Raw genomic sequence first — 23,654 nt, 5'->3', positions numbered from 1 at the left:
CGAACTGGGAAATCGTGTGGATCTTGGTCAAAAACTGTGGACAACTCAACGGTTGTGAATATCCCGCTCACCTATCCCGGTGACTTCCGGAGAGCAGCCCTGTGATTACCGTGAGTAACGGCCAAGATGGGGACAGGACGCGCGCCAACGACGGCGCGGAGCGGGAGGAGGACCCGATGGCGACGCCCGAAACGTATCCGGACATGCGACGACCCCCGCCGGGGGGGAGAGCGGGGGTCGTCCCCACGGCCGACTCGGGGGGGAGGAGTCGGACCGGGTTAGACACGGTCGCGAACGATCCGTGACTTCCATGGTGTACCCGAGAGCCTTCTCAGGCAAACCCACACGCCTCAGCTTACGCCGAATGGAGGGCCCCTATGCTCGGCGGAGTGGAAAACCACTCCTTGCCTCGGACCGCCGCGTTCTTTGATCTGGACAAGACGGTCATTGCGAAGTCGAGCACACTCACCTTCAGCAAGTCGTTCTACCAAGGCGGCTTGATCAACAGGCGTGCAGTGTTGCGTACCGCCTATGCGCAGTTCGTCTTCATGGCCGGCGGCGCCGACCACGAGCAGATGGAGCGGATGCGGCAGTATCTCTCCGCCCTCTGCCGAGGTTGGAATGTCCAGCAGGTCCGCGAGATCGTCGCCGAGACCCTGCACCAACTCATCGACCCGATCATTTACGACGAGGCGGCCTCCCTCATCGAGGAGCACCACGCCGCCGGGCGGGACGTCGTCATCGTCAGCACCTCGGGGGCGGAGGTCGTCGAGCCGATCGGCGAGCTTCTGGGCGCCGACCGGGTCGTCGCCACCCGCATGGTCGTCGAGAACGGCATCTTCACCGGGGAAGTCGAGTACTACGCCTATGGCCCAACCAAGGCCGAGGCCATCCGGGAACTCGCCGCCTCCGAGGGATACGACCTGGCGCACTGCTACGCCTACAGCGACTCGGTGACCGACATCCCGATGCTGGAGTCGGTCGGCCATCCGCACGCCGTCAACCCGGACCGGGCACTGCGTCGTGAGGCTGCTGCCCGAGACTGGCCGGTTCTCTCCTTCAACCGGCCGGTCCGGCTCAAACAGCGTGTGCCGTCCCTCTCCCTGCCCTCGCTTCCCCTGCCTTCGGCCCCGGCGCTCATGGCCGCCGCGGCCCTGGGTGCCGTCGCGGCCGCCGGCCTGTTCTGGCTCGTGAATCGCCACCGCACACCGGCGTCCGCCTTGCCCAATTTTGACGGTAAAAGCAATGAACTGCGACTCGGACTTCCGCTTCCGCCACAACAGGAGTAGAAAGGACTTGACGGCCCGCGAGACCAGGGACATCCGGGAGGACGCCCTTCACGCACCAAGGCCCCACGGACCGCGCACGAACGTCGGGCACCCACGCGACGCCGACCCGTCGATTACGGGCCAGCCGCACCAGGTGACGGGCAATGCCCCCGACCTGATGGGCAAATATCGTGCACGCATGGTAACTCGGCGAACGTGCCAGCGGCGGTACCAGAGCTTTATGGGTACCGCCGCACCCCTGTCCGCAGCCTTCTTCCGGCCATCCGCGGCGGAACCGCCACGACTTCCTTCCGGTTCCGCCTTTCAGCGGCCCGGCAGGCCCGGCGGACCCACCCGGGCATGTGTCAGGCCGCGCCGCGCTGAAGCGCCTCACAGACCGCCGTGCTCTCCCGCACGCCGAGTTCCACGGCCCGGCCGCAGTGCGCAATCCAGGCCGCCATTCCCTCGGGCGTCCCCGAGGCATAGCCGTCGAGCGCCGCCGCATAAGCGGCACGCCCCAGTTCCGCGTGCCCCACCTCGGCCGGACAGATCGACTTCGGGTCGAGCCCGCTCCCCACCAGGACGATCCGCTCGGCGGCCCGGGCGACCAGGCCGTTGTGCGAGCCGAACGGGCGAAGGGCGAGCAGCTCGCCGTGCACCACGGCCGCCGTCACGAGCGCGGGCGCCTCACTGCCCGCGATCAGCAGGTCGGCCAGCCCCTCCAGACGGCCCGACATCTCGTCCGCACCAGGCAGCGGCACCTCCACGAGCGGCTCCTCCACCGGCTCGCCGGGCAGCCTCGGCCGCCCGACGGTGTCGTCCGGCCGGTCCCCGCCCGCCGCCACCAGATGCAGCCGGGCCAGCACACGCAGCGGCGACTGCCGCCACACGCTGAGCAGTTGGCCCGCCTCGGCGGTCAGCCGCAGGGCCGCACCCACCGTGCGGGGCTCGCCCTCGACACCGAAGTCGGTGCGTCGGCGCACTTCTTCGAGCGCCCAGTCGGCGCCGGCCAGCGCGGCCGAGCCCCGCGCACCGCGCAGGGCCGCCTCGGAGGTGACCTCATTGCTGCGGCGGCGCATCACCCGGTGCCCGTACACCCGGTCCACCGCCTTGCGTACGGAGTCCACGGAGTCGGCAACGCCCGGCAGGGAGCCCAGGGCGGCAAGCGGATCGGCTGTCGTACTCATGAGTAAGACACTACGCACTTCCGCTCTACACCCCTCGAAAGAGTGGTCCTCTTCACTCACCACTCTCACTCAACGCACCCTCGCACCTACTCTTGGTGAACATGAAGATCGCTTTCGTAGGGAAGGGCGGCAGCGGCAAGACCACGCTGTCCTCGCTCTTCATCCGTCACCTCGCCGCCGAGTGCACCCCCGTCATCGCCGTGGACGCGGACATCAATCAGCACCTGGGCGCGGCGCTCGGGCTCGGCGAGGCCGAGGCGGCCGCGCTGCCCGCGATGGGGGCGCAGCTGCCCTTGATCAAGGACTACCTCCGGGGCGCGAACCCGCGCATCGCCTCGGCCGAGACCATGATCAAGACGACTCCGCCGGGCGAGGGATCCAGGCTGCTGCGCGTGGGCGAGGACAACCCGATCTACGAGGCATGCGCTCGCACCGTGCCGCTGGACGACGGCGCCTCCGTGCGGCTGATGGCCACCGGGCCGTTCACCGATTCGGACCTCGGGGTCGCCTGCTACCACTCCAAAGTCGGTGCGGTGGAGCTGTGCCTGAACCACCTCGTCGACGGGCCGGGCGAATACGTCGTCGTCGACATGACGGCGGGAAGCGACTCCTTCGCCTCCGGAATGTTCACGCGTTTCGACATGACCTTTTTGATCGCCGAGCCCACCCGGAAGGGTGTCTCCGTCTACCGCCAGTACAAGGAGTACGCCCGCGACTTCGGCATCGGCCTCAAGGTCGTGGGGAACAAGGTACAGGGCCAGGACGACCTCGACTTTCTGCGTACCGAGGTCGGCGAGGATCTGCTCACCGCCGTCGGCCACTCCGACTGGGTGCGGGCCATGGAGAAGGGCCGCCCGCCCCGGTTCGAACTGCTGGAAGAGGCGAACGAGCGGGCTCTTCGCACACTGCGCGAGGCGGCGGACGGCGCGTACGAGGGGCGCGACTGGCAGCGCTACACGCGCCAGATGGTGCACTTCCACCTCAAGAACGCGGAGAGCTGGGGAAACGCGAAGACGGGTGCCGATCTGGCCGCTCAGGTCGACCCGTCGTTCGTGCTGGACGAGCGGTTGCTGGCTACTCCGCAACCCGCCTGACCGCGGGCACGTCGTTTCCCCAGATCCAGGCTCCGTTCTTCTTCGAGTCGCCGTCCTCGTCCGTGTCGTCCTCGTGGTGGCCCCTCTCGCGGGAACCCTTCTCGCGGGGGGCCTCGTCCCGTTCCCCGGTCTTCCTCCCGTGCTCGTGGGCGCGGCCCTTCCGTTGCTCCCGGGGTCCCCGCTCGTGCGGACCCTTTCCCTGGGAATCCCGTCCGTGACCGTGGAAGTCCCGCTCGTCGGGCTCCTGTTCGTGGACGTCCCACTCGGACGACGCGTCCTCGAAGGGATCGCCGTCGGCCTCTTCGTCCTCGGCCCCTTCGGACTCGTCGGGGTCGTCCGCGTCGTCGGGCTGCCCGGTCGGTTCGCTCGATGCGGCCGGGCGGTCGCCGAGGAACCGGCCCCAGCCGCCCTTCGGCGCCTCACCGACGTCCAGTTCCCGCAATTTGGCGAGCACCTCGGGATCCTGTGCGTCCAGCCAGTCCGCCAGCTGCTTGAAGGAGACGCACCGGACGTCTTCCTTTCCGCAGACCTTTTTGATGACGCTCTCGACGGCCCGCATGTACGTGCCGCCGTTCCAGGACTCGAAGTGATCGCCGATGAACAGCGGTGCGCGGTTGGTGTGGTAGGCCCGGTTGAACCCGGCCATCAGGCCGTCGCGCATCTGCCTTCCCCATGCGTCGTATGCGTCCGGGTCGCCGTCGGTGTCCCCGGACTGGTTGGCGAGGAAGTTGTAGTCCATCGACAGGGTCTCGAAGTCCTCCCCGGGCACGGGGATGTCCTGGAGGGGGAAGTCCCAGATGCCGCGGATCTTCCTCGGCCAGACCTGGCGGCCGCCCGTCGAACTCGCGTCGTAGCGGAAGCCCATGGCCTTGGCGGCCGGGACAAGATTGCGCTGGCCCTCCAGACAGGGGGCCCGCCCGCCGACCAATTCCTTGCCGTAGTCGAAGGGCAGGGGCGGCTCGTTCTTCAGCCCGGCGTTCGTCCTCCAGTGCTGCACGAAGGACCGGGCCTGCCGGATCTCGCTCTTCCACTCCTTGCCGGACCAGGTGCCGACACCGCCGTCGGGGCCGCAGAAGTGGCCGTTGAAATGGGTGCCGATCTCGCTGCCCTCGAGCCAGGCGCCACGCATCTGCTCCAGGGTGTCGCGGACGCCCCGGAGGTCGTTGAAGCCGATGTCGGACGCCCCGCGGGGGTGCTTCGGCGGCCGGTAGATACCCCTCTTCTCCTCGGGGAGCATGTAGACGCCGCTGAGGAAGTACGTCATCGCCGCGTGGTACTTCCTGCCGACCCGGCGGAAGTGCGAGAACAGCTTCTGGCCGTCCTCGCCGGCGCCGTCCCAGGAGAACACGACGAACTGCGGCGGCTTTTCACCGGGTGCCAGCCGACGGGGCCGCGGCTGCCTGGGCTGGGGGCCGGTCTCGGCGGTGGAGCCGTCGCCGATGAGCCGGGCCGGGCGCGCGGCCGTGTGCGAGTCGGCCGCCGCGCCGTGCCGCGAGCCGCGGTGGCGGCCTTCTCCCGGCTGGCCGGAGCAGCCGGATGTCCCAGTGGTCAGCGCGACGGCCGTGAGGCCGCCGAGCGCGATCTTCCATCCAGCAGCCACCGGCCACCTCGTCCCTCGGCTCCTCGGCCGCTCCAGCGATCAGGCTCCACGCGCGCCAACGTCGCATGGGAGGAAAAGAGAACAAAGGAGGACAAGCTGATAAACATACAAGTTCACCCCATAGGGGGAAGCTCTCGCGTATCACCCCGGCACCCCTTCCCGGATCCCTTTACTCTCCATTACGATCCATTTACCGAGAGTTGAGAAACATCCCCGCCACAGCAGCCGCTCCCGCCGCTGCACGCCGTGACCCCGGCCGCCCCTCGAGCGCGGCCGTGCCGCCCCGACGAAGACGGGAACGACCATGCAAGCCCAGCCTGTTCAGGGGGCCCTGCCGCCCCCCGCGCGACCTCCGGACGCCCCCGGCACATCGGAAGGGCGCGCCCGCTCCACATGGCGAAGAGACCTCTCCGCCTCAGCCGTCATCTTCCTGATCGCCGTTCCACTCTCCCTGGGGATCGCGCTCGCGACCGGGGCGCCGCTCCAGGCGGGCCTGATCGCAGCGGCGGTCGGCGGCATCGTCGCCGGGGTTCTGGGCGGCGCGCCGCTCCAGGTCGGCGGGGTCGCCACAAGCCTCGTGGTGGTGATCGCGGAGCTGGTGCAGCGCTATGGCTGGCGGGCCACCTGTGCGATCGTCGCACTCGCCGGGCTCGCCCAACTCGCCCTCGGCGCCGCCCGCGTGGCCCGCGCTGCGCTGGCCATCAGCCCGGCCGTCGTGCACGGAATGCTCTCCGGCATCGGGGCCACGATCGCGCTGGGCCCGATGCACGTCGTCCTGGGCGGCAGCCCGTCCCACTCCGCCGTGGCGAATCTGGTCGCCCTGCCCCACCGTTTGCTGCACCCGCTCGTCCCGGCCCTGCTGATCGGCGCGGTCACCCTGGCAGTGCTGGCCGCCTGGCCCCGGCTGCCCGGCCGGGCCGGCCGCTGGGCCCGTACGCTCCCCGCGCCCCTGGCCGCCGTGGCCGTCGCCACTCCGGCGAGCCTCGCCATGACCATGCCCCGGGTCTCCCTGCCCCAGTGGGAGTTGCAGGCGCTGCCGACCCTGCCGGACGGCCCGGTGCTGGGGACGTTCGCGGCCGTGCTCACGGTCACGCTCGTCGCGAGCATGGAATCGCTGCTGTCGGCCGTGGCGATCGAGCGGATGCGGACCGCACGACCGGAAGGAGACGAGGGCGGCCTCGCCGGGCCGCACCCCGAGCAGGCTGAGCGGGGGGCAGCGAACGGCCTCTCCGGGCTGCTGGGCAGCCTGTCGATCGGTAGGGGCGCCGCCGGAGGAGCGCCGGACGACGCGGCCGGGCCCCCGTCCCGCAGGTCCACCGTCCTGCACGGTCTCCTGGTGCTGCTGTGTGCGGCGCTGCTCACCGCCGCACTGGAGCTGATCCCGCTGGCGGCACTGGGCGCGATCGTCATGGCGGTCGGCGTGCGGATGGTGGGGTTCGCGCACATCAAGCACGTCCGGCGGCACCGGGAGTTCCCGATGTACGCCGCAACGCTGGGGTCCGTGGTCCTGCTCGGCGTGCTGCAGGGGGTCGCGGTCGGCGTCGTGATCGCCGGCCTCCTGTCCCTGCGCCGGCTGACGCACACACGGATCAGCGTGATCGAGCAGAAGGACGGTCACCGGCTCTGCGTCAACGGCCAGTTGACCTTCCTGTCCGTGCCGCGGATGGCCCGGGCCCTCGACCGGATCCCGGACGGAGCGAGCACGGTCGTCGAGCTGGGCGGCTCCTTCATGGACCATGCGGCGTACGACGCCCTGCAGAGCTGGTCCAACGCCCACCGGGCCCGGGGCGGCCGGGTGACCCTCCGGGGCCGGCACGGGCGGCCGATCGCCGAGCCGGCAGGCTCCCATGCCTGCCGGCCGTGGACGCCGTGGCGCAACCACCACTGCACCCGCCCCACAGCTCCGGACACCGCCGGACCGGCCGCCGATGCGGCCGACCGGGGCGGCCAACTGCTGGGCGGGGTGAGCGCGTTCCAGCGCAACACCGCCCCGCTGGTGCGCGACGAGCTGGCGCGCCTCGCCCGCGAGGGGCAGAGCCCCAGCCAGCTCTTCCTGACCTGCGCCGACTCCCGGCTGGTGACGAGCATGATCACCTCCAGTGGTCCCGGCGACCTGTTCACCGTGCGCAATGTCGGCAATCTGATGCCCAGGCCCGGCGGCGACACCTCGTGCGACTCCGTCGGGGCGGCCGTGGAGTACGCCGTGGAGGTGTTGAAGGTCGGAAGTATCACCGTGTGCGGGCACTCCGGCTGCGGGGCGATGCAGGCCCTGCTGGACAGCGCCGACACCCCGGCCGGCCACGGCCTGGCTCTCGAGAGCCAGACCCCGCTCACCCGCTGGCTGCGCCACGGGCGGCCGAGCCTGGCCCGGATGCAGCGGATCGGCCACCTCGGGCGGGGCGAGGTGGCGCTGGCCGACCGGCCCGTCGCGGACGACCTCGAACGGCTCGCGCTCGTCAACGTGATGCAGCAGCTCGACCACCTCATGGCGCACTCCTGTGTCGCCCGGCGCGTGGCCGAGGGCTCGCTCCATCTCCAGGGCATGTACTTCCATGTGGGCGAGGCCCAGGCCTATGTCCTGGACCAGCGCTCGCGCACCTTCAGCGCCGTCCGCCCCGAGGTGCTCGATGCCGTCTGACCTCGATCGACACCCGAACGACAGGTCTAAACCACTATTTGGCCAGACCCCTTGTCAGGGTGCGCCCCGGGCTGATGAGCTATGGCCGGGACGCAACGGGCACCCTGGGAAAGGGAGAAGTCGTGAGCAACGAAAGCCTGGCCAACCTCCTCAAGGAGGAACGCCGCTTCGCACCGCCTGCCGGCCTGGCCGCGCAGGCCAACGTCACCGCGGAGGCGTACGAGCAGGCGAAGAGCGACAGGCTTGGCTTCTGGGCCGCGCAGGCCCGCCGCCTGAGCTGGGAGACCGAGCCGACCCAGACCCTGGACTGGTCCAACCCGCCCTTCGCCAAGTGGTTCGCCGACGGCCGGCTCAACGTCGCCTACAACTGCGTCGACCGCCACGTCGAGAACGGCCTGGGCGACCGCGTGGCCCTCCACTTCGAGGGCGAGCCGGGCGACTCCCGCTCGATCACCTACGCCGAGCTGCAGCGCGAGGTCTCCAAGGCCGCCCACGCCCTGACGGAGCTGGGGGTCCGGGCCGGCGACCGGGTCGCCATCTACCTGCCGATGATCCCCGAAGCGGTCGTCTCCATGCTGGCCTGCGCCCGCATCGGCGCCCCGCACTCGCTCGTCTTCGGCGGCTTCTCCGCCGACGCGCTGGCGACGCGCATCAACGACGCCGACGCCCGGGTGGTCATCACCGCCGACGGCGGCTTCCGGCGCGGCAAGCCCTCGGCGCTCAAGCCCGCCGTCGACGAGGCTCTCACCCGGCCCGGCACGGAGAACGTCCGCAGCGTGCTCGTCGTGCGCCGGACCGGCCAGGAGGACATCGCCTGGACCGAGGGCCGCGACGTCTGGTGGCACGACCTGGTCGAGCGGCAGCCCGACCAGCACACCCCCCAGGCCTTCGACGCCGAGCACCCGCTGTTCATCCTCTACACCTCGGGCACCACGGGTAAGCCGAAGGGCATCCTGCACACCTCCGGCGGCTACCTCACCCAGGCCTCGTACAGCCACCACGCCGTCTTCGACCTCAAGCCCGAGACGGACGTCTTCTGGTGCACCGCCGACGTCGGCTGGGTCACGGGCCACTCGTACATCGTGTACGGCCCGCTGAGCAACGGCGCCACCGAGGTGCTCTACGAGGGCACGCCGGACAGCCCGCACCAGGGCCGCTGGTGGGAGATCGTCCAGAAGTACGGCGTCACGATCCTCTACACCGCCCCCACCGCGATCCGCGCCGCCATGAAGTGGGGCGACGACATCCCGGCCAAGTTCGACCTCAGCAGCCTGCGCATCCTGGGCTCGGTCGGCGAGCCCATCAACCCCGAGGCCTGGGTCTGGTACCGCAAGCACATCGGCGCGGACACCACGCCCGTCGTCGACACCTGGTGGCAGACCGAGACCGGCAGCATCATGATCAGCCCGCTGCCGGGCGTGACGGACACCAAGCCCGGCTCCGCCCAGGTGCCGCTGCCCGGCATCGCCGCCACCGTCGTGGACGACGACGGCCGCGAGGTGCCCAACGGCTCCGGCGGCTACCTCGTCCTCACCGAGCCGTGGCCGTCCATGCTGCGCACCATCTGGGGCGACGACCAGCGCTACATCGACACCTACTGGTCCCGCTTCGAGGGCCGCTACTTCGCCGGTGACGGCGCCAAGAAGGACGACGACGGCGACATCTGGCTGCTCGGCCGCGTGGACGACGTGATGCTGGTCTCCGGCCACAACATCTCCACCACCGAGGTCGAGTCGGCCCTCGTCTCGCACCCCAAGGTCGCCGAGGCGGCGGTGGTCGGCGCCACCGATCCGCAGACGACGCAGGCCATCTGCGCCTTCGTCATCCTGCGCGGCAACGTCGACGCCGAGGAGGAGGGCCTCGTCGAGGAGCTGCGGGCACACGTCGCCAAGGAGCTGGGCCCCATCGCCAAGCCCAAGCGGGTCCTGCCGGTCGCCGAGCTGCCCAAGACCCGCTCCGGCAAGATCATGCGCCGCCTCCTGCGCGACGTGGCCGAAAACCGCACCCTCGGCGATGTGACGACCCTGACCGACTCCTCGGTCATGGACCTCATCCAGGCCAAGCTCCCCGCCGCCTCCGCCGAGGACTGATCAACCGGAATTGACCGTTCGGATCTACTGGCCGCACGATCCCCACCCCACAAGCCCGCCCGGCGCCGCCAAAACCCCGCTGAGCAGGCACAAAGGCCCCTGAGCCCCGAAGGGCACCCGGCGACTCGCCGGGTGCCCTTCACTCTTTTTGGTTAAGGTAAGGAGAAGTCGCGTAAAAATCGCGACAAGAATCAAGGGCGCGCCGGGAAGTCTGGTCGGCACACACGACACGTGTAAGCACAGCACGTGCGGGTGTTTTCAGTCGACAGCCGACCCCAGGAGGTCCACCGCCGTGGCCGCGCCCAAGAATCGCCGTTCCGTCTTCCTCGGCAGGCTTCCGCTGCCCGAGCGGAACTTCCTCGCGGACGCGCTGCGCACCGAGACCGTGGGCGGCGTCCTGCTGCTCGCGGCCGCCGTCGCCGCCCTGATCTGGGCGAACACCCCGCTGCGCGAGAGCTACGAATCGGTCCGCTCGTTCCACCTGGGCCCGGACTCCCTCGGGCTGAACCTCTCCCTCCAGCACTGGACGGCCGACGGCCTGCTGGCCGTGTTCTTCTTCGTCGCCGGCATCGAGCTCAAGCGAGAGCTGGTGGCAGGCGAGCTGCGCAACCCCAGGGCCGCGCTCCTCCCGGTCATCGCCGCGCTCTGCGGCATGGCCGCCCCCGCGCTCGTCTACACGGCCACCGCCGCGAGCGGCGGCGGATCCCTGGGCGGCTGGGCCGTGCCCACCGCCACCGACATCGCCTTCGCCCTCGCCGTACTCGCCGTCATCGGCACCGCGCTGCCGTCCGCGCTGCGCGCCTTCCTGCTGACCCTGGCCGTCGTCGACGACCTCTTCGCGATCCTGATCATCGCGATCTTCTTCACCTCGAAGATCAACTTTGCGGCCCTCGGCTTCGCCGTGGTGGGCCTGGTGGTCTTCTGGGTGCTGCTCCGCAAGGGCGTGCGCGGTTGGTACGTCTACGTACCCCTGGCGGTGTGCAACTGGGCGCTGATGTACAACAGCGGGGTCCACGCGACCATCGCGGGCGTCGCCATGGGCCTGATGCTGCGCTGCACCCGCCGCGACGGCGAGCAGCGCTCCCCCGGCGAGCACATCGAGCACCTCGTGCGGCCGCTGTCCGCGGGCCTGGCCGTGCCCCTCTTCGCGCTCTTCTCCGCGGGCGTCGCGATCTCCGGCGGGGCCCTGTCGGACGTCTTCCGCAGGCCCGAGACGCTCGGCGTCGTGCTCGGCCTGGTGCTCGGCAAGGCCGTCGGCGTCTTCGGCGGCACCTGGCTGGCGGCCCGGTTCACCAGGGCCGAGCTGAATCCGGACCTGAAGTGGCCCGACGTGCTGGCCGTCGCCACGCTGGCCGGCATCGGCTTCACCGTCTCCCTGCTGATCGGCGAGCTGGCGTTCGGCGGCGACGCGGTCCTCGAGGGCGAGGTCAAGGCGGCCGTGCTGGTCGGCTCCCTCATAGCCGCCGTCCTCTCCGGCACTCTTCTGAAGCTGCGCGACAACAAGTACAAGAAGCTCTGTGCCGAAGAGAACCGCGACGACGACGAGGACGGCATTCCGGACATCTACCAGCAGGACAATCCGGAGTACCACCTGCGCATGGCCGCCAAGTACGAGGCGAAGGCCGCCGAGCACCGCAGGCTTGCCCAAGTGGCCGCCGGGCGCGGCACCACCGAGGACGACGGTCCGGCATGATCTAAGGGTCTGACGACGAAGCTGACGAAAAGCTGACGAAGAAGCTGATGACGAAGAGGGAGCAGTCGATGAGCGCAGCCGACGACGGTGCGAACCGCAGCCTCGGCCAGCTGGTGGCGGCCGCCACCACGGAGCTGTCCGCGCTGGTGCACGACGAGATCGCGCTGGCCAAGGCCGAACTGCGGGAGGACGCCCGGCGGCTCGGCTTCGGCGGCGCCGCCGTCGCCGGAGCGGGCGTCCTGGCGCTCTTCTCCCTCCCGGTGCTGAGCTTCGCGGCGGCCTACGGCATCCACAGCCTCGGCCTCGGGCTCGCCTGGTCCTTCCTGATCACCGGGGCGGCGTTCCTGCTGCTCGCAGGGGTGCTCGTGCTGCTGGCCGTGGCCAAGTTCAAGAAGATCAAGAAGCCCGAGAAGAGCATCGCCTCCGCCAAGCAGACGGCTGCCGTGCTGAGCACTGTCAAGCCGCACCCGCGTTCTTCGGCCGACACGAGCCAGACGGACGCATCTGTGACACGCTCGTCCGTATGACGGTGCCCGACACTCCCGCAGCGCCCGCGTCCCCCGACCGCGATCCCGTCGACCCGCCCGCGCCGCACCCGGCACCAGCGGGCTCCCCGGGCCCGTCGACGGCCTCGCCCACCGCGGTCGTACGGCCGGACGGGCCCTGGACCCACCGGGACGTCGCGGCGAACGGGGCCCGGTTCCACATCGCCGAGATGGGCGAGGGGCCGCTGGTGCTGCTGCTGCACGGCTTCCCGCAGTTCTGGTGGACCTGGCGGCACCAACTGCCGGCGCTCGCGGAGGCGGGCTTCCGTGCCGTGGCGATGGACCTGCGGGGAGTGGGCGGCAGCGACCGCACGCCGCGGGGCTACGACCCGGCGAACCTCGCCCTCGACATCACCGGAGTGATCCGCTCCCTGGGCGAGCCGGACGCGGCGCTCGTCGGTCACGACCTGGGCGGCTACCTGGCCTGGACCGCGGCCGCCATGCGGCCCAAGCTGGTGCGCCGGCTCGCGGTGTCCTCGATGCCGCACCCGCGCCGCTGGCGGTCGGCGATGCTCGCCGACCCCAAGCAGAGCGCCGCGGCCTCGTACGTCTGGGGCTTCCAGCGCCCCTGGCTGCCCGAGCGGCGGCTGGTCGCGGACGACGCGGCGCTGGTCGGCCGGCTGATCAGGGACTGGTCCGGGCCCCGGCTGCCGGACGACGCCGCGATCGACGCCTACCGGGTCGCCATGTCGATTCCCTCGACGGCGCACTGCTCGATCGAGCCGTACCGCTGGATGGTGCGGTCGATGGCGCGTCCGGACGGCATCCAGTTCAACCGCCGCATGAAGCTGCCGGTGCGCGTGCCGACGCTCCACCTGCACGGTTCGCTCGATCCGGTGTTGCGCACCCGGAGCGCCGCGGGCTCCGGCGAATACGTGGAGGCGCCCTACCGCTGGCGGCTCTTCGAAGGGCTGGGCCACTTCCCCCACGAGGAGGATCCGGAGACGTTCTCCGGGGAGCTGATCGGCTGGCTCAAGGACACCGAGCCGGACCGGTAGGCGACGCGCACGGGAATCGGCTGGGGGTCCGGGGGTCATCCCCCGGGAAATGCAGCCCCCACGAGGAGGATCCGGAGACGTTCTCCGGGGAGCTGATCGGCTGGCTCAAGGACACCGAGCCGGACCGGTAGGCGACGCGCACGGGAATCGGCTGGGGGTCCGGGGGTCATCCCCCGGGAAATGCAGCCCCCACGAGGAGGATCCGGAGACGTTCTCCGGGGAGCTGATCGGCTGGCTCAAGGACACCGAGCCGGACCGGTAGGCCGCGGCCCGGGGCCCGGGGCCCGGGGAAAACGCCTCCGCCGTTCGGGGGAACGCCCGTCCACCGAACGGCCAATTGCCCCGCGCATAGGCCAATTGCCGGACCCGGAGGCGATTACCGACCACTGGGCCCGGGCAGAGCTTCTGGTATGGGCTGGACGCACGACTACCGTGACGTGACCGATGTGACTCAGGAGCACGGCGCCGAGGGTGATGCCGCGCTGGTGGTGACGGAGGTGTCCGAGCGCGGCGAATACCGGCCGGAGGCCGGAGCCGACCCCCGGGTCGGCATTCCGCGCATCATCCACCGTCGCGCCCGCTGGGTGTCGGCGCGGTTGCGCCATCCGCGCAGCCGCTGAGGCCCGCCCCCGCTCAGCCTCCAAGTCCCCGCGCAGGCACGCGCGCATCTGCACGACGCCCTGCGCGGTCCTGCCGTGTGCCGGGCCGGCTCAGAGGGCGCAGCCCTGGGTGTTGACCCGGGCCGCGGCCGTACGGCCCGTCTCGGCGTCGCCGCGCACTTCGTCGGCCGTCAGGGCGTATCCCGTGTCCGGGTCGTCGAGGGACTTGGCGAAGACCACGCCGTAGACCTTGCCGTCCGGCGTCAGCAGCGGGCCGCCGGAGTTGCCCTGCCGCACGGTGGCGTAGAGGGAGTAGACGTCGCGGCGGACGTTGCCGCGGTGGTAGATGTCCGGGCCGTTGGCCTGGACCCGGCTGCGGACGCGGGCGGCGCGCACGTCGTACGAGCCGTTCTCGGGGAAGCCGGCGACGATGGCGCTCTTGCCGGTCTCCGCGTCGGCCGGAGCGAAGCGCAGCTCGGGCGCCTCCAGCGACGGCACGTCGAGGATTGCGATGTCCCGCTTCCAGTCGTAGAGCACAACCCTGGCGTCGTGCAGCTTGCCCTGGCCGCCGATCTGCACGGTCGGCTCGTCCACGCCGCCGACGACATGGGCGTTGGTCATCACCCGGTGCCGGGCGAAGACGAAGCCCGTGCCCTCCAGGACCTTGCCGCAGCTGGGCGCGTTGCCGACGACCTTGACGATGCTGCGCTGGGCGTCGGTGGCGACAGGGCTGCCCGCGAGCTGCGGGTCGGGCGGGGGCACCGAGGTGATGGGCTCGGTGGCGAACGGCGCGAAGACCTGCGGGAAGCCGTTCTGCGCGAGGACCGTGCTGAAGTCGGCGAACCAGGTGTTGGCCTGCGGCGGAACGACCCTGGCGACACCCAGCAGCACCTTGGAGCCGCGGACCTCCTTGCCGAGGGTGGGCAGGGACGTACCGGCGAGGGCCGAGCCGATCAGCCAGGCGACCAGCAGCATTGCGACGACGTTGACAAGCGCGCCGCCGGTGGCGTCCAGGGCGCGCGCCGGGGACCAGGTGATGTGGCGGCGCAGCTTGTTGCCGAGGTGGGTGGTGGCGGCCTGGCCCACGGAGGCGCAGACGATGACGATGGCGACGCCCGCGATGGCCGCGACCGTGCCCGGCCGGCCGCCGTCGGTGGCGCTGTCCCAGATCACGGGCAGTGCGTAGACCGCGGCGAGGCCGCCGCCGAGGAAGCCGATCACCGAGAGCACGCCGACGACGAACCCCTGGCGATAGCCGACGACCGCGAACCACACGGCGGCGATCAGCAGCACGATGTCCAGCACGTTCACCGAAAGATGCCTCGCATTGCAGTCGTCATGTTGCGGCAGTCGTCATGGTGCGGCAGCCGTCATGTCGCGGTCGTCATGACGCGGTGCTCACCCTTGCCGGGGGCCACCGTCTCATGCCCGTCAGGCGCTCCAGTCCAGCGGGACCCGCCGCTCCGTGTCCCAGGGGCGCTCCCAGCCGGCGTAGTGCAGGATGCGGTCGATCACTCCTGCCGTGAAACCCCACACCACGGCCCGGCCCACCCGGAACGAGGGGCCGATGTGGCCGCTGGGGTGGACGGACGTCGCCCTGTTCGCCGGGTCGACGAGGTCGGCGACGGGGACCGTGAAGACCCGGGCCGTCTCCCTCGGGTCGACCGGCGTGACCGGGCTGGGCGTGCGCCACCAGCCGAGCACGGGCGTCACGACGAAGCGGCTGACGGGGATGTAGAGCCGGGGCAGCACGCCGAAGACCTGGACCCCGGACGGATCGAGCCCGGTCTCCTCCTCGGCCTCGCGCAGCGCGGCCCGCACCGGACCCTCGCCCTCCGGGTCGCCGTCCTCCGGGTCGAGCGCGCCGCCGGGGAAGGACGGCTGGCCGGCGTGCGAGCGCAGGGTGCCGGCCCGCTCCAGGAGCAGCAGCTCGGGGCCCTGCTCGCCCTCGCCGAAGAGCACGAGCACGGCGGACGGACGGCCGCCGCTGTCCGGCGGCAGGAAGCGGCTGAGCTGGTGCGGCTCGACGGTCCGCGCGGCCCGCTCGACGGGCCCGAGCCACTCGGGCAGCCCCTCGGCCGTGACCACGGCTCCCCGGTGGCCTGCGGGGAGGACGTCCTCGCGGCCGTTCTGCCCGTGCTTGCTCGTCATGTGCTTCCCCCGACTCTCCTCTTGGCGGTTCCCGGCCGCGCGCTGCGGCCCGGCCCCGTGGTGTCTCCCGGCGTCACTCGGCTCCCAAGGGGCGCGCGGGCAGGCCCGGGTAGTCCGGCGGCGGCTTCAGGCGCTGGCCGGGCTGGCCGCCCATCTCGTACTTGAGCAGCTTCTCCGCCTTCTCCGGGTCGGTCTCGCCCTCGCCGTAGGACGGGCAGAGCGGGGCGATCGGGCAGGCGCCGCAGGCCGGTCTGCGGGAGTGGCAGACGCGGCGGCCGTGGAAGATCACGCGGTGCGAGAGCATCGTCCACTCGCTCTTGGGGAAGAGGGCGCAGACCTCCGCCTCGACCTTCTCCGCGTCCTCCGCGTCGGTCCACTTCCAGCGCCTGACGAGCCGCCCGAAGTGGGTGTCCACCGTGATGCCGGGGACGCCGAAGGCGTTGCCCAGGACGACGTTGGCGGTCTTGCGGCCAACGCCGGGCAGGGTGACCAGATCGGCTATCCGCCCGGGCACCTCGCCGTCGAAGCGGTCGCGCAGGGCGGCGGAGAGGCCGATCAGGGACTTGGCCTTGGCCCGGAAGAAGCCCGTGGGCCGGATCAGCTGCTCCAGCGTCTCGGGGTCGGCGGCCGCCATGTCCTCGGGCGTGGGGTAGGCGGCGAAGAGGGCGGGGGTGGTCTGGTTGACCCTCAGGTCGGTGGTCTGGGCCGAGAGCACGGTGGCGACCAGGAGCTGGAAGGGGTTCTCGAAGTCCAGCTCGGGGTGAGCGTAGGGATAGACCTCGGCCAGCTCGCGGTTGATGCGGCGGGCCCGGCGGACGAGCGCGGCCCGCGATTCCGCCTTCGCGGGCTTCGCGGCGCGCTTTGCGGGCTTTGCAGTCTTCGCAGCCTTTGCAGGCTTTGCGGTCTTCACAGGCTTTGCGGCGGCGGAATCGGCAGCCGCCTCGCCGTCCAGCAGTTTTTTCCTATTTGCCGCTTTTGCCTTCGCTGCGGCGGGGCGTTCGCCCACAGCGGAATTACGGGCCCCGGTCACCCTCCCGGCCCCCTTGCCCTGTGCTCTCACCGGCGTATTGGACACCCGGCCAGACTAAGGCCCTGCACTGACATCCGCCCCGAGCGCGGGAAAACCACAGCCCAATCGGACCCCTGCCGTAGGGCTTCGGTCGACGATGCGCCACACTTGTGTTTGATCACACAGTTTTACCGACGGGCATCATGGGGACCACGGTCCCCTGTGCATGTCGACAAGGAGAGAACTCGTGGACGACGTTCTGCGGCGCGCCCCGCTCTTCGCGGCGCTCGATGACGAGCAGGCCGCTGAGCTGCGCGCCTCCATGGGCGAGGTCACTCTCGCGAGGGGCGACGCCCTGTTCCACGAAGGTGACCCGGGCGACCGCCTCTACGTGGTCACCGAGGGCAAGGTGAAGCTCCACCGCACCTCCCCCGACGGCCGCGAGAACATGCTGGCCGTCCTGGGCCCGGGTGAGCTGATCGGCGAGCTGTCCCTCTTCGACCCCGGACCGCGCACCGCCACCGCCACCGCCCTCACCGAGGTCAAGCTGCTCGGCCTCGGCCACGGCGACCTCCAGCCCTGGCTCAACGCGCGCCCCGAGGTGGCCACCGCCCTGCTGCGCGCGGTCGCCCGCCGTCTGCGCCGGACCAACGACTCGATGTCGGACCTCGTCTTCTCCGACGTCCCGGGCCGTGTCGCCAAGGCGCTGCTGGACCTGTCCCGCCGCTTCGGCGTCCAGTCCGAAGAGGGCATCCACGTGGTGCACGACCTCACGCAGGAGGAGCTGGCCCAGCTGGTCGGCGCCTCCCGCGAGACCGTCAACAAGGCCCTCGCGGACTTCGCCGGCCGCGGCTGGCTCCGCCTGGAGGCCCGAGCCGTGATCCTGCTCGACGTGGAGCGCCTCGCCAAGCGCTCCCGCTGACGGGAGGCGCGCGTCCCGGACGCGCGCGACATCGCGAACAACGCGGCAGGGCCCCCGCCGGAGCACCGGCGGGGGCCCTGCCCTGCGTCCGGACCGCCCCCAGGGCAGGCCCTAGATCAGCCCGTGCTCGTCCAGGTAGTCCAGCTGGGCCCGGACCGACAGCTCCGCCGCCGGCCACAGCGAGCGGTCGACGTCCGCGTAGACGGCGGCGACGACCTCCTCCGGGGTGCGGTGGCCGTTCTCGACCGCCGTCTCCACCTGGGCCAGGCGCTTGGCCCGGTGCGCGAGGTAGTACTCGATGGCGCCCCGGGCGTCGTCCAGCACCGGGCCGTGCCCCGGCAGCACCGTCTCCACGCCCTCGTCGACCGTGAGCGCGCGCAGCCTGCGCAGCGAGTCGAGGTAGTCGCCGAGCCGCCCGTCGGGGTGGGCCACGATCGTGGTGCCCCGGCCGAGGACCGTGTCCCCCGTGAGGACCGCGCGGTCCGCCGGGAGGTGGAAGCACAGGGAGTCGGCGGTGTGGCCGGGAGTGGAGACGACGTGCAGCTCCAGGCCGCCGGTCGTCACGACGTCGCCCACGCCCAGCCCCTCGCCGCCCAGCCGCAGCTTCGGGTCGAGCGCCCGCACCTTCGTCCCCGTCAGCTCGGCGAAGCGGGCCGCGCCGTCCGAGTGGTCGGCGTGCCCGTGGGTGAGCAGGGTCAGGGCCACGCGGTTGCCCGCCGCCTCCGCGGTGGCGACGACGTGCCGCAGGTGGTCCTCGTCCGCGGGCCCCGGGTCGACGACCACGGCGAGGCCCGAACCCGGCTCGGCGAGGATCCAGGTGTTGGTGCCCTCCAGCGTCATGGCGGACGGATTCGGCGCGAGCACGCACGTCGCGCGGGCCGTCACGGGGCCGGTCGCGACCGCACCGCGCGGCCGTCCGGGAAGATCGGTTGCGTACGTCATGCGTCGGCTCCCGCAGGTCCTGAAGCATCGGGCTCGGTGAAGGGCGTGGGCGTGGGCGTGGGCGCGGCAGGGACGTGCCTCGTGAACTCGTCGTGCCCCGGCCAGCTCAGCACGATCTCTTCCCCGTCCAGCCGCGCCCGAGCGAGCACGGGCGTGAGATCCCGGTCACCTGAGACGGCCAGCACCTCGGGGACGGTGGCGTACGGGCCCAGGGAGCGCAGCGTGGAGATCGTCGGGGGCATCATCAGCAACTCCCCCCGGTCGTAGGCGGCCGCGGCCTCTCCCGGTGCGGCCCATACGGTGCGGTCGGCCTCCGTGGAGGCGTTGCGGGTGCGCTGCCCCTCGGGCAGGGCGGCGACGAAGAACCAGGTGTCGTAGCGGCGCGGCTCGAACTCGGGGGTGATCCAGCGCGCCCAGGCGCCGAGCAGGTCGCTGCGCAGCAGCAGGCCCCGGCGCTCCAGGAAGTCGGCGAAGGCCAGCTCGCGGCTGACGAGCGCGGCCCGATCGGCCTCCCAGTCGGCGCCCGTGGTGTCCGCGACGACCGTGTCCGGCGCCGGGCCCGCGAGCAGCACGCCCGCCTCCTCGAAGGTCTCGCGGACGGCCGCGCAGACGATGGCCTGTGCGGCGGCGGCATCGACGCCGAGGCGGGCCGCCCAGTCCGCCCGGGAGGGGCCTGCCCAGGGCACGTCCCGCTCGTCGCGCGGGTCCACGGAACCGCCCGGATACGCGTACGCGCCTCCGGCGAAGGCCATGGAGGCGCGTCTGCGCAGCATGTGAACGGCGAGCCCGCCGGCCGCCGGGCGCAGCAGCAGCACGGTCGCGGCACGGCGGGGCGCCACGGGCTTCAGCTCCCCGCGGGCGAGCGCTCTGATCCGGTCCGGCCACTCCGGCGGGTACCACTGGCCGTTCGAAGGTGACATGGCCGGATGCTATGCGCTCACGCGCGGATGTTCGAGAGCGCCGGGCCGGAGCCCTCGCCGAACGGCCCCGGCGAGCGTGCCGGAGCCAGGAGTGTCCCGGAACCTCAGTCCCGGACCTCCACGAGGATCTCGACCTCGACCGGCGCGTCCAGCGGCAGCACCGCCACGCCCACGGCCGAGCGCGCGTGCACGCCCTTCTCGCCCAGCACCTCGCCCAGCAGCTCGCTCGCCCCGTTGAGGACGCCCGGCTGGCCGGTGAAGTCGGGAGCGGAGGCCACGAAGCCGACCACCTTGACCACCCGGACGATCCTGTCCAGGTCGCCGATGACGGACTTCACGGCGGCCAGTGCGTTGAGCGCACAGGTGGCCGCCAGCTCCTTGGCCTGCTCGGCGCTGACCTCGGCGCCGACCTTGCCGGTCAGCGGGATGGCGCCCTTGACCATGGGCAGCTGCCCGGCGGTGTGGACGTACGCCCCGGAGCGCACGGCCGGCTGGTAGGCGGCCAGCGGCGGAACGACCTCCGGCAGCGTCAGACCCAGCTCGGCGAGCCTGTCCTCGACGGCGCTCACGCCCCTGCTCCTTCGTTCGCTTCTCCGCCCGCACGGCGCAGAGGTGCGGGCATCGTCTGCGTCTGCGACCCGGTGGCCGCGCGGGCGACGCTCACTGCTTCGCCCGCTTCAGGTAGGCCACCAGCTGCTCGGGGTTGTTCGGACCCGGCACGACCTGGACCAGCTCCCAGCCGTCCTCGCCCCAGGTGTCCAGAATCTGCTTGGTCGCGTGCACGAGGAGCGGCACGGTGGCGTATTCCCACTTCTTGGTCATGGGCCCGACTGTAATGCCTGATACCGGCAGCCTCGTGCGTAGCCCGCCAGGCGACTGGTTAGGCTCCAAATCATGAGCAGGCTCCATGTCGTCAGCGGCAAGGGCGGAACCGGCAAGACCACGGTCGCCGCGGCCCTCGCACTCGCGCTCGCCGCCGAGGGGAAGCGCGCCCTGCTGGTAGAGGTCGAAGGCAGACAGGGCATAGCGCAGCTCTTCGAAACGGAGGCGCTTCCCTACGAGGAGCGCAAGATCGCCGTCGCCCCGGGCGGCGGCGAGGTGTTCGCCCTCGCGATAGACGCCGAACAGGCCCTCCTCGACTACCTCCAGATGTTCTACAAACTCGGCGGCGCCGGCCGGGCGCTGCGGAAGATCGGCGCGATCGACTTCGCGACGACCATCGCGCCGGGCCTGCGGGACGTCCTGCTGACGGGCAAGGCCTGCGAGGCAGTGCGCCGGAAGGACCGTACGGGCCGCTTCATCTACGACTACGTGGTCATGGACGCCCCGCCGACGGGCCGTGTCACGCGCTTCCTCAACGTCAACGACGAAGTGGCCGGGCTGGCCCGGATCGGTCCGATCCACAACCAGGCGCAGGCGGTGATGCGCGTCCTCAAGTCCCCCGAGACCGCGGTGCACTTCGTGACGCTGCTGGAGGAGATGCCGGTCCAGGAGACCGTCGACGGCATCGCGGAGCTGCGCGCCGCGCGGCTGCCGGTGGGCGGCGTGGTCGTCAACATGGTGCGGCCCGGGATCCTCGGCGAGGAGGCCGTCGAGGCCGCCGCCAACGGACGGCGCACGGAGGTGGCGCACGCCCTCGCCCACGCCCTGGAGCGCACGGGGCCAGGCGGCGCACGGCGCACGGGACTCGTCGAACCGCTCGTCGAACCCCTGCTCCAGCAGGCGCGCGAGCACACCGAGCGGCTGGCGCTCGAGCACCGGGGCCGCACCGAGGTGGCCCGTATGGGCCTGCCCACCTACGAACTGGGGCTGCTCGGCGACGGGGTCGACCTGGCCGGGCTGTACCGCATGGCGCGCGCACTGCGGACGCAGGGCGTGACGGAGCAGGGAGTGACCGCGTGAGCCTGGATCCGGCAACGGCACCGCTCGACATAGACCCCGTCCTGGACAACCCGCGCACCCGCATCGTGGTGTGCTGCGGCTCCGGCGGCGTCGGCAAGACCACCACGGCGGCGGCCCTGGGCCTGCGGGCGGCGGAGCGCGGCCGGAAGGTCGTCGTCCTCACCATCGACCCGGCCCGCAGGCTGGCGCAGTCGATGGGCATCGAGGAACTCGACAACGTGCCGCGCCGGGTGCCCGGCATCGACGGCGCCGCGGGCGGCGAACTGCACGCGATGATGCTCGACATGAAGCGGACCTTCGACGAGATCGTCGAGGCCCACGCGGACCGGGAGCGCGCCCGGGCGATCCTGGAGAACCCCTTCTACCAGTCGCTTTCGGCCGGTTTCGCGGGCACGCAGGAGTACATGGCCATGGAGAAGCTCGGCCAGCTCCGCGCCCGCGACGCATGGGACCTGATCGTCGTGGACACGCCGCCCAGCCGCTCGGCGCTGGACTTCCTGGACGCCCCGGGGCGGCTGGGGTCCTTCCTGGACGGGAAGTTCATCAAGGTGCTGATGGCCCCCGCGAAGCTCGGCGGGCGGGCCGGGATGAAGTTCCTGGGCGCCGGCATGGCGGTGATGGGCGGCTCCCTGAGCAAACTGGTGGGCACTCAGCTCCTCCAGGACGTACAGACCTTCATTGCCGCGATGGACACCATGTTCGGCGGCTTCCGTACCCGCGCCGACGCCACCTACCGGCTGCTCCAGGCGCCCGGCACGGCCTTCCTGGTGGTCGCCGCGCCGGAGCGGGACGCGCTGCGGGAGGCCGCGTACTTCGTCGAGCGGCTGGCCGCGGAGCGGATGCCGCTGGCGGGACTGGTGCTGAACCGGGTGCACGGCAGCGGTGCGGCGCGGCTGTCGGCGGAACGGGCACTCGCCGCGGCCGAGGCCCTGGCGGACGCCGGGACGCCGCCGGAGGCCGGGAATCCGGATCGCGGCACCGGGGAACCGGATTACACAGAAAATCTTGCCGGTTCCGGCATTGTGGATCGTGGCAGCGGGCAGGCTGGCTCACGTACCGCTGACGGCCCCGGCACTCCCACCCATACGTCCTCTCCCGGCGTTCCCCGGAGCGGCTTCCCCCAGCCCACGCTCCCGGGTGTCACGGCCTCAGGAGTGGTGGCGGAGGTCGCGACAGGGGTCGCAAAAACACCCGTGGAATCCGACATGGAATCCGGCGTGGAATCCGGGAAGACCGTGCCGTCGCAGCCTGCGCCGTCCGCCGGACCGGCCGGGGACTCCCTGCCGAACTCCGCGGAGCAGGAGCCGGAACCGGAATCAGCCGCACGGATCGCTGCCGGGCTGCTGCGGCTGCATGCCGAGCGCATGCAGGTGCTGGCTCGCGAGCAGCGCACGCGCGACCGCTTCACCGCACTGCACCCCGAGGTCCCGGTGGCGGAGGTGGCCGCACTGCCCGGCGACGTGCACGACCTGGCGGGACTGCGGGCCATCGGCGAGCGGCTCGCCGACCAGCGGCGCGAGGGCGTGACGGGTAAGACCGACCGGCAGGGCCGACCGGCTGCCTCGCCGCCCGCCTAGCCGACGGCCGCGTACTCGTCGTATCCGGGGTCGCCCAGCGGCAGGATGCCGGCGCCGCGCTCGTACTCCGTCCGCGCCGTCTCCAGGAGCCGGCGCCAGGAGGTGACCGTGGGCCGGCGGCGCAGCAGCGCGCGCCGCTCCCGCTCGGTCATCCCGCCCCACACGCCGAACTCGACGCGGTTGTCCAGCGCGTCGGCCAGACACTCGGTACGCACGGGGCAGCCGGTGCAGACCGCCTTCGCCCTGTTCTGCGCTGCGCCCTGAACGAACAGTTCATCCGGATCGGTAGTGCGGCAGGCGGCCTGCGCACTCCAGTCGGTTACCCAGCCCATGCTGGCGCCGTCCTCTCCCGAATCGGGGCTCCCCCACGGCGGCAGCGGCATATTCACCGTTGCCAGTTGAGGACGTTACGGAAGGCGGACAGGGGGCAACACCCCCTTCGGGCCCAATCTTGAATGGCCCGAACGGACTATGCGTACGCGGCAGATCACCCAACGGAGTGACCTGGCGACATCAGCG

21 protein-coding genes are annotated in these 23,654 nt (G+C 71.5%); 11 read left to right on the top strand and 10 right to left on the bottom strand.

The features are described 5' to 3' along the window. Positions 1-377 precede the first annotated feature (377 nt). Entirely contained in the window at positions 378-1,289 is a 912-nt protein-coding gene (locus AC1Z4A_RS16805) for an HAD family hydrolase (RefSeq protein WP_483679760.1), read from the top strand. Between the two features lie 344 nt (positions 1,290-1,633). On the opposite strand, the gene AC1Z4A_RS16800 is transcribed toward AC1Z4A_RS16805, so the two are convergent. After that, positions 1,634-2,455, bottom strand: coding sequence for a Fic family protein (locus AC1Z4A_RS16800; protein ID WP_483679758.1), 822 nt, complete (start codon positions 2,453-2,455; stop codon positions 1,634-1,636). Between the two features lie 101 nt (positions 2,456-2,556). On the opposite strand from AC1Z4A_RS16800, the gene AC1Z4A_RS16795 reads away from it, so the two are divergent. Then, positions 2,557-3,549 (top strand): ATP-binding protein, encoded by a 993-nt coding sequence (locus tag AC1Z4A_RS16795; protein WP_483679757.1) that lies wholly within the window; start codon positions 2,557-2,559, stop codon positions 3,547-3,549. Here AC1Z4A_RS16795 and AC1Z4A_RS16790 read toward each other — a convergent pair. Then, entirely contained in the window at positions 3,530-5,149 is a 1,620-nt protein-coding gene (locus AC1Z4A_RS16790; protein WP_483679755.1) for a polysaccharide deacetylase family protein, read from the bottom strand. The two genes, AC1Z4A_RS16795 and AC1Z4A_RS16790, sit on opposite strands and share 20 nt — an antisense overlap. 304 nt (positions 5,150-5,453) lie before the next feature. On the opposite strand from AC1Z4A_RS16790, the gene AC1Z4A_RS16785 reads away from it, so the two are divergent. From AC1Z4A_RS16785 to AC1Z4A_RS16760, 6 genes are all read left to right on the top strand, one after another. After that, on the top strand, positions 5,454-7,787 hold the full coding sequence (locus tag AC1Z4A_RS16785; protein ID WP_483679753.1) for a SulP family inorganic anion transporter: 2,334 nt from the start codon (positions 5,454-5,456) through the stop codon (positions 7,785-7,787). A 122-nt stretch (positions 7,788-7,909) separates the two neighbouring features. Continuing rightward, on the top strand, positions 7,910-9,877 hold the full coding sequence (acs, locus tag AC1Z4A_RS16780; RefSeq protein ID WP_483679752.1) for an acetate--CoA ligase: 1,968 nt from the start codon (positions 7,910-7,912) through the stop codon (positions 9,875-9,877). Between the two features lie 292 nt (positions 9,878-10,169). Beyond that, positions 10,170-11,570 (top strand): Na+/H+ antiporter NhaA, encoded by a 1,401-nt coding sequence (nhaA, locus tag AC1Z4A_RS16775; RefSeq protein ID WP_483679750.1) that lies wholly within the window; start codon positions 10,170-10,172, stop codon positions 11,568-11,570. A gap of 68 nt (positions 11,571-11,638) precedes the next feature. After that, positions 11,639-12,097 carry a phage holin family protein gene (locus tag AC1Z4A_RS16770; protein ID WP_483679749.1) on the top strand — a complete coding sequence of 153 codons (459 nt, stop codon included), beginning with the start codon at positions 11,639-11,641 and terminating at the stop codon, positions 12,095-12,097. Beyond that, entirely contained in the window at positions 12,094-13,113 is a 1,020-nt protein-coding gene (locus AC1Z4A_RS16765; RefSeq protein ID WP_483679748.1) for an alpha/beta fold hydrolase, read from the top strand. The genes AC1Z4A_RS16770 and AC1Z4A_RS16765 overlap by 4 nt, the downstream gene beginning before the upstream one ends. 410 nt (positions 13,114-13,523) lie before the next feature. Continuing rightward, a complete protein-coding gene (locus AC1Z4A_RS16760; RefSeq protein WP_483679747.1) occupies positions 13,524-13,733 on the top strand; it encodes a hypothetical protein in 210 nt (69 codons plus the stop codon). A 90-nt stretch (positions 13,734-13,823) separates the two neighbouring features. Here AC1Z4A_RS16760 and AC1Z4A_RS16755 read toward each other — a convergent pair whose 3' ends face one another. From AC1Z4A_RS16755 to nth, 3 genes are all read right to left on the bottom strand, one after another. Next, positions 13,824-15,023 (bottom strand): MarP family serine protease, encoded by a 1,200-nt coding sequence (locus AC1Z4A_RS16755; protein WP_483679745.1) that lies wholly within the window; start codon positions 15,021-15,023, stop codon positions 13,824-13,826. A 120-nt stretch (positions 15,024-15,143) separates the two neighbouring features. Further along, entirely contained in the window at positions 15,144-15,863 is a 720-nt protein-coding gene (locus AC1Z4A_RS16750; protein ID WP_483679744.1) for an NUDIX hydrolase, read from the bottom strand. Between the two features lie 73 nt (positions 15,864-15,936). Then, the gene (nth, locus tag AC1Z4A_RS16745) at positions 15,937-16,893 is read right to left on the bottom strand and encodes an endonuclease III (protein WP_483679742.1); all 957 of its coding nucleotides are present in this window, start codon (positions 16,891-16,893) and stop codon (positions 15,937-15,939) included. Positions 16,894-17,119: 226 nt separating this feature from the next. On the opposite strand from nth, the gene AC1Z4A_RS16740 reads away from it, so the two are divergent. Next, positions 17,120-17,794, top strand: a complete 675-nt coding sequence (locus AC1Z4A_RS16740) for a Crp/Fnr family transcriptional regulator (protein ID WP_004939715.1) — start codon at positions 17,120-17,122, stop codon at positions 17,792-17,794. A gap of 111 nt (positions 17,795-17,905) precedes the next feature. On the opposite strand, the gene AC1Z4A_RS16735 is transcribed toward AC1Z4A_RS16740, so the two are convergent. The 4 genes from AC1Z4A_RS16735 to sp36 all read right to left on the bottom strand — a co-directional run bounded on the left by AC1Z4A_RS16735 (position 17,906) and on the right by sp36 (position 20,478). Next, positions 17,906-18,736, bottom strand: a complete 831-nt coding sequence (locus AC1Z4A_RS16735; RefSeq protein WP_483679739.1) for an MBL fold metallo-hydrolase — start codon at positions 18,734-18,736, stop codon at positions 17,906-17,908. After that, positions 18,733-19,656, bottom strand: a complete 924-nt coding sequence (locus AC1Z4A_RS16730) for an NUDIX hydrolase (protein ID WP_483679738.1) — start codon at positions 19,654-19,656, stop codon at positions 18,733-18,735. Before AC1Z4A_RS16730 ends, AC1Z4A_RS16735 begins: the two co-directional genes overlap by 4 nt. Before the next feature lie 104 nt (positions 19,657-19,760). After that, the gene (locus AC1Z4A_RS16725) at positions 19,761-20,225 is read right to left on the bottom strand and encodes a RidA family protein (RefSeq protein WP_483679737.1); all 465 of its coding nucleotides are present in this window, start codon (positions 20,223-20,225) and stop codon (positions 19,761-19,763) included. A gap of 91 nt (positions 20,226-20,316) precedes the next feature. Beyond that, entirely contained in the window at positions 20,317-20,478 is a 162-nt protein-coding gene (sp36, locus tag AC1Z4A_RS16720; protein WP_483679736.1) for a Sp36 family protein, read from the bottom strand. A 72-nt stretch (positions 20,479-20,550) separates the two neighbouring features. Between sp36 and bagA the strand changes: the two genes are divergently transcribed. Both bagA and bagB read left to right on the top strand, forming a co-directional pair. Then, positions 20,551-21,558: an ATPase BagA gene (gene bagA, locus AC1Z4A_RS16715; protein WP_483679734.1), complete on the top strand. Its 1,008-nt coding sequence runs from the start codon at positions 20,551-20,553 to the stop codon at positions 21,556-21,558. Next, the gene (gene bagB, locus AC1Z4A_RS16710; RefSeq protein ID WP_483679733.1) at positions 21,555-23,135 is read left to right on the top strand and encodes an ATPase BagB; all 1,581 of its coding nucleotides are present in this window, start codon (positions 21,555-21,557) and stop codon (positions 23,133-23,135) included. Before bagA ends, bagB begins: the two co-directional genes overlap by 4 nt. On the opposite strand, the gene AC1Z4A_RS16705 is transcribed toward bagB, so the two are convergent. After that, positions 23,132-23,467, bottom strand: coding sequence for a WhiB family transcriptional regulator (locus AC1Z4A_RS16705; RefSeq protein WP_483679731.1), 336 nt, complete (start codon positions 23,465-23,467; stop codon positions 23,132-23,134). The genes bagB and AC1Z4A_RS16705 overlap by 4 nt on opposite strands. Positions 23,468-23,654: the final 187 nt, after the last annotated feature.

The organism is Streptomyces sp. 17_S59 (assembly GCF_056930295.1).
Note: the sequence above shows the minus strand (reverse complement) of the source record. Positions and strands in the feature narration are given on the sequence as shown.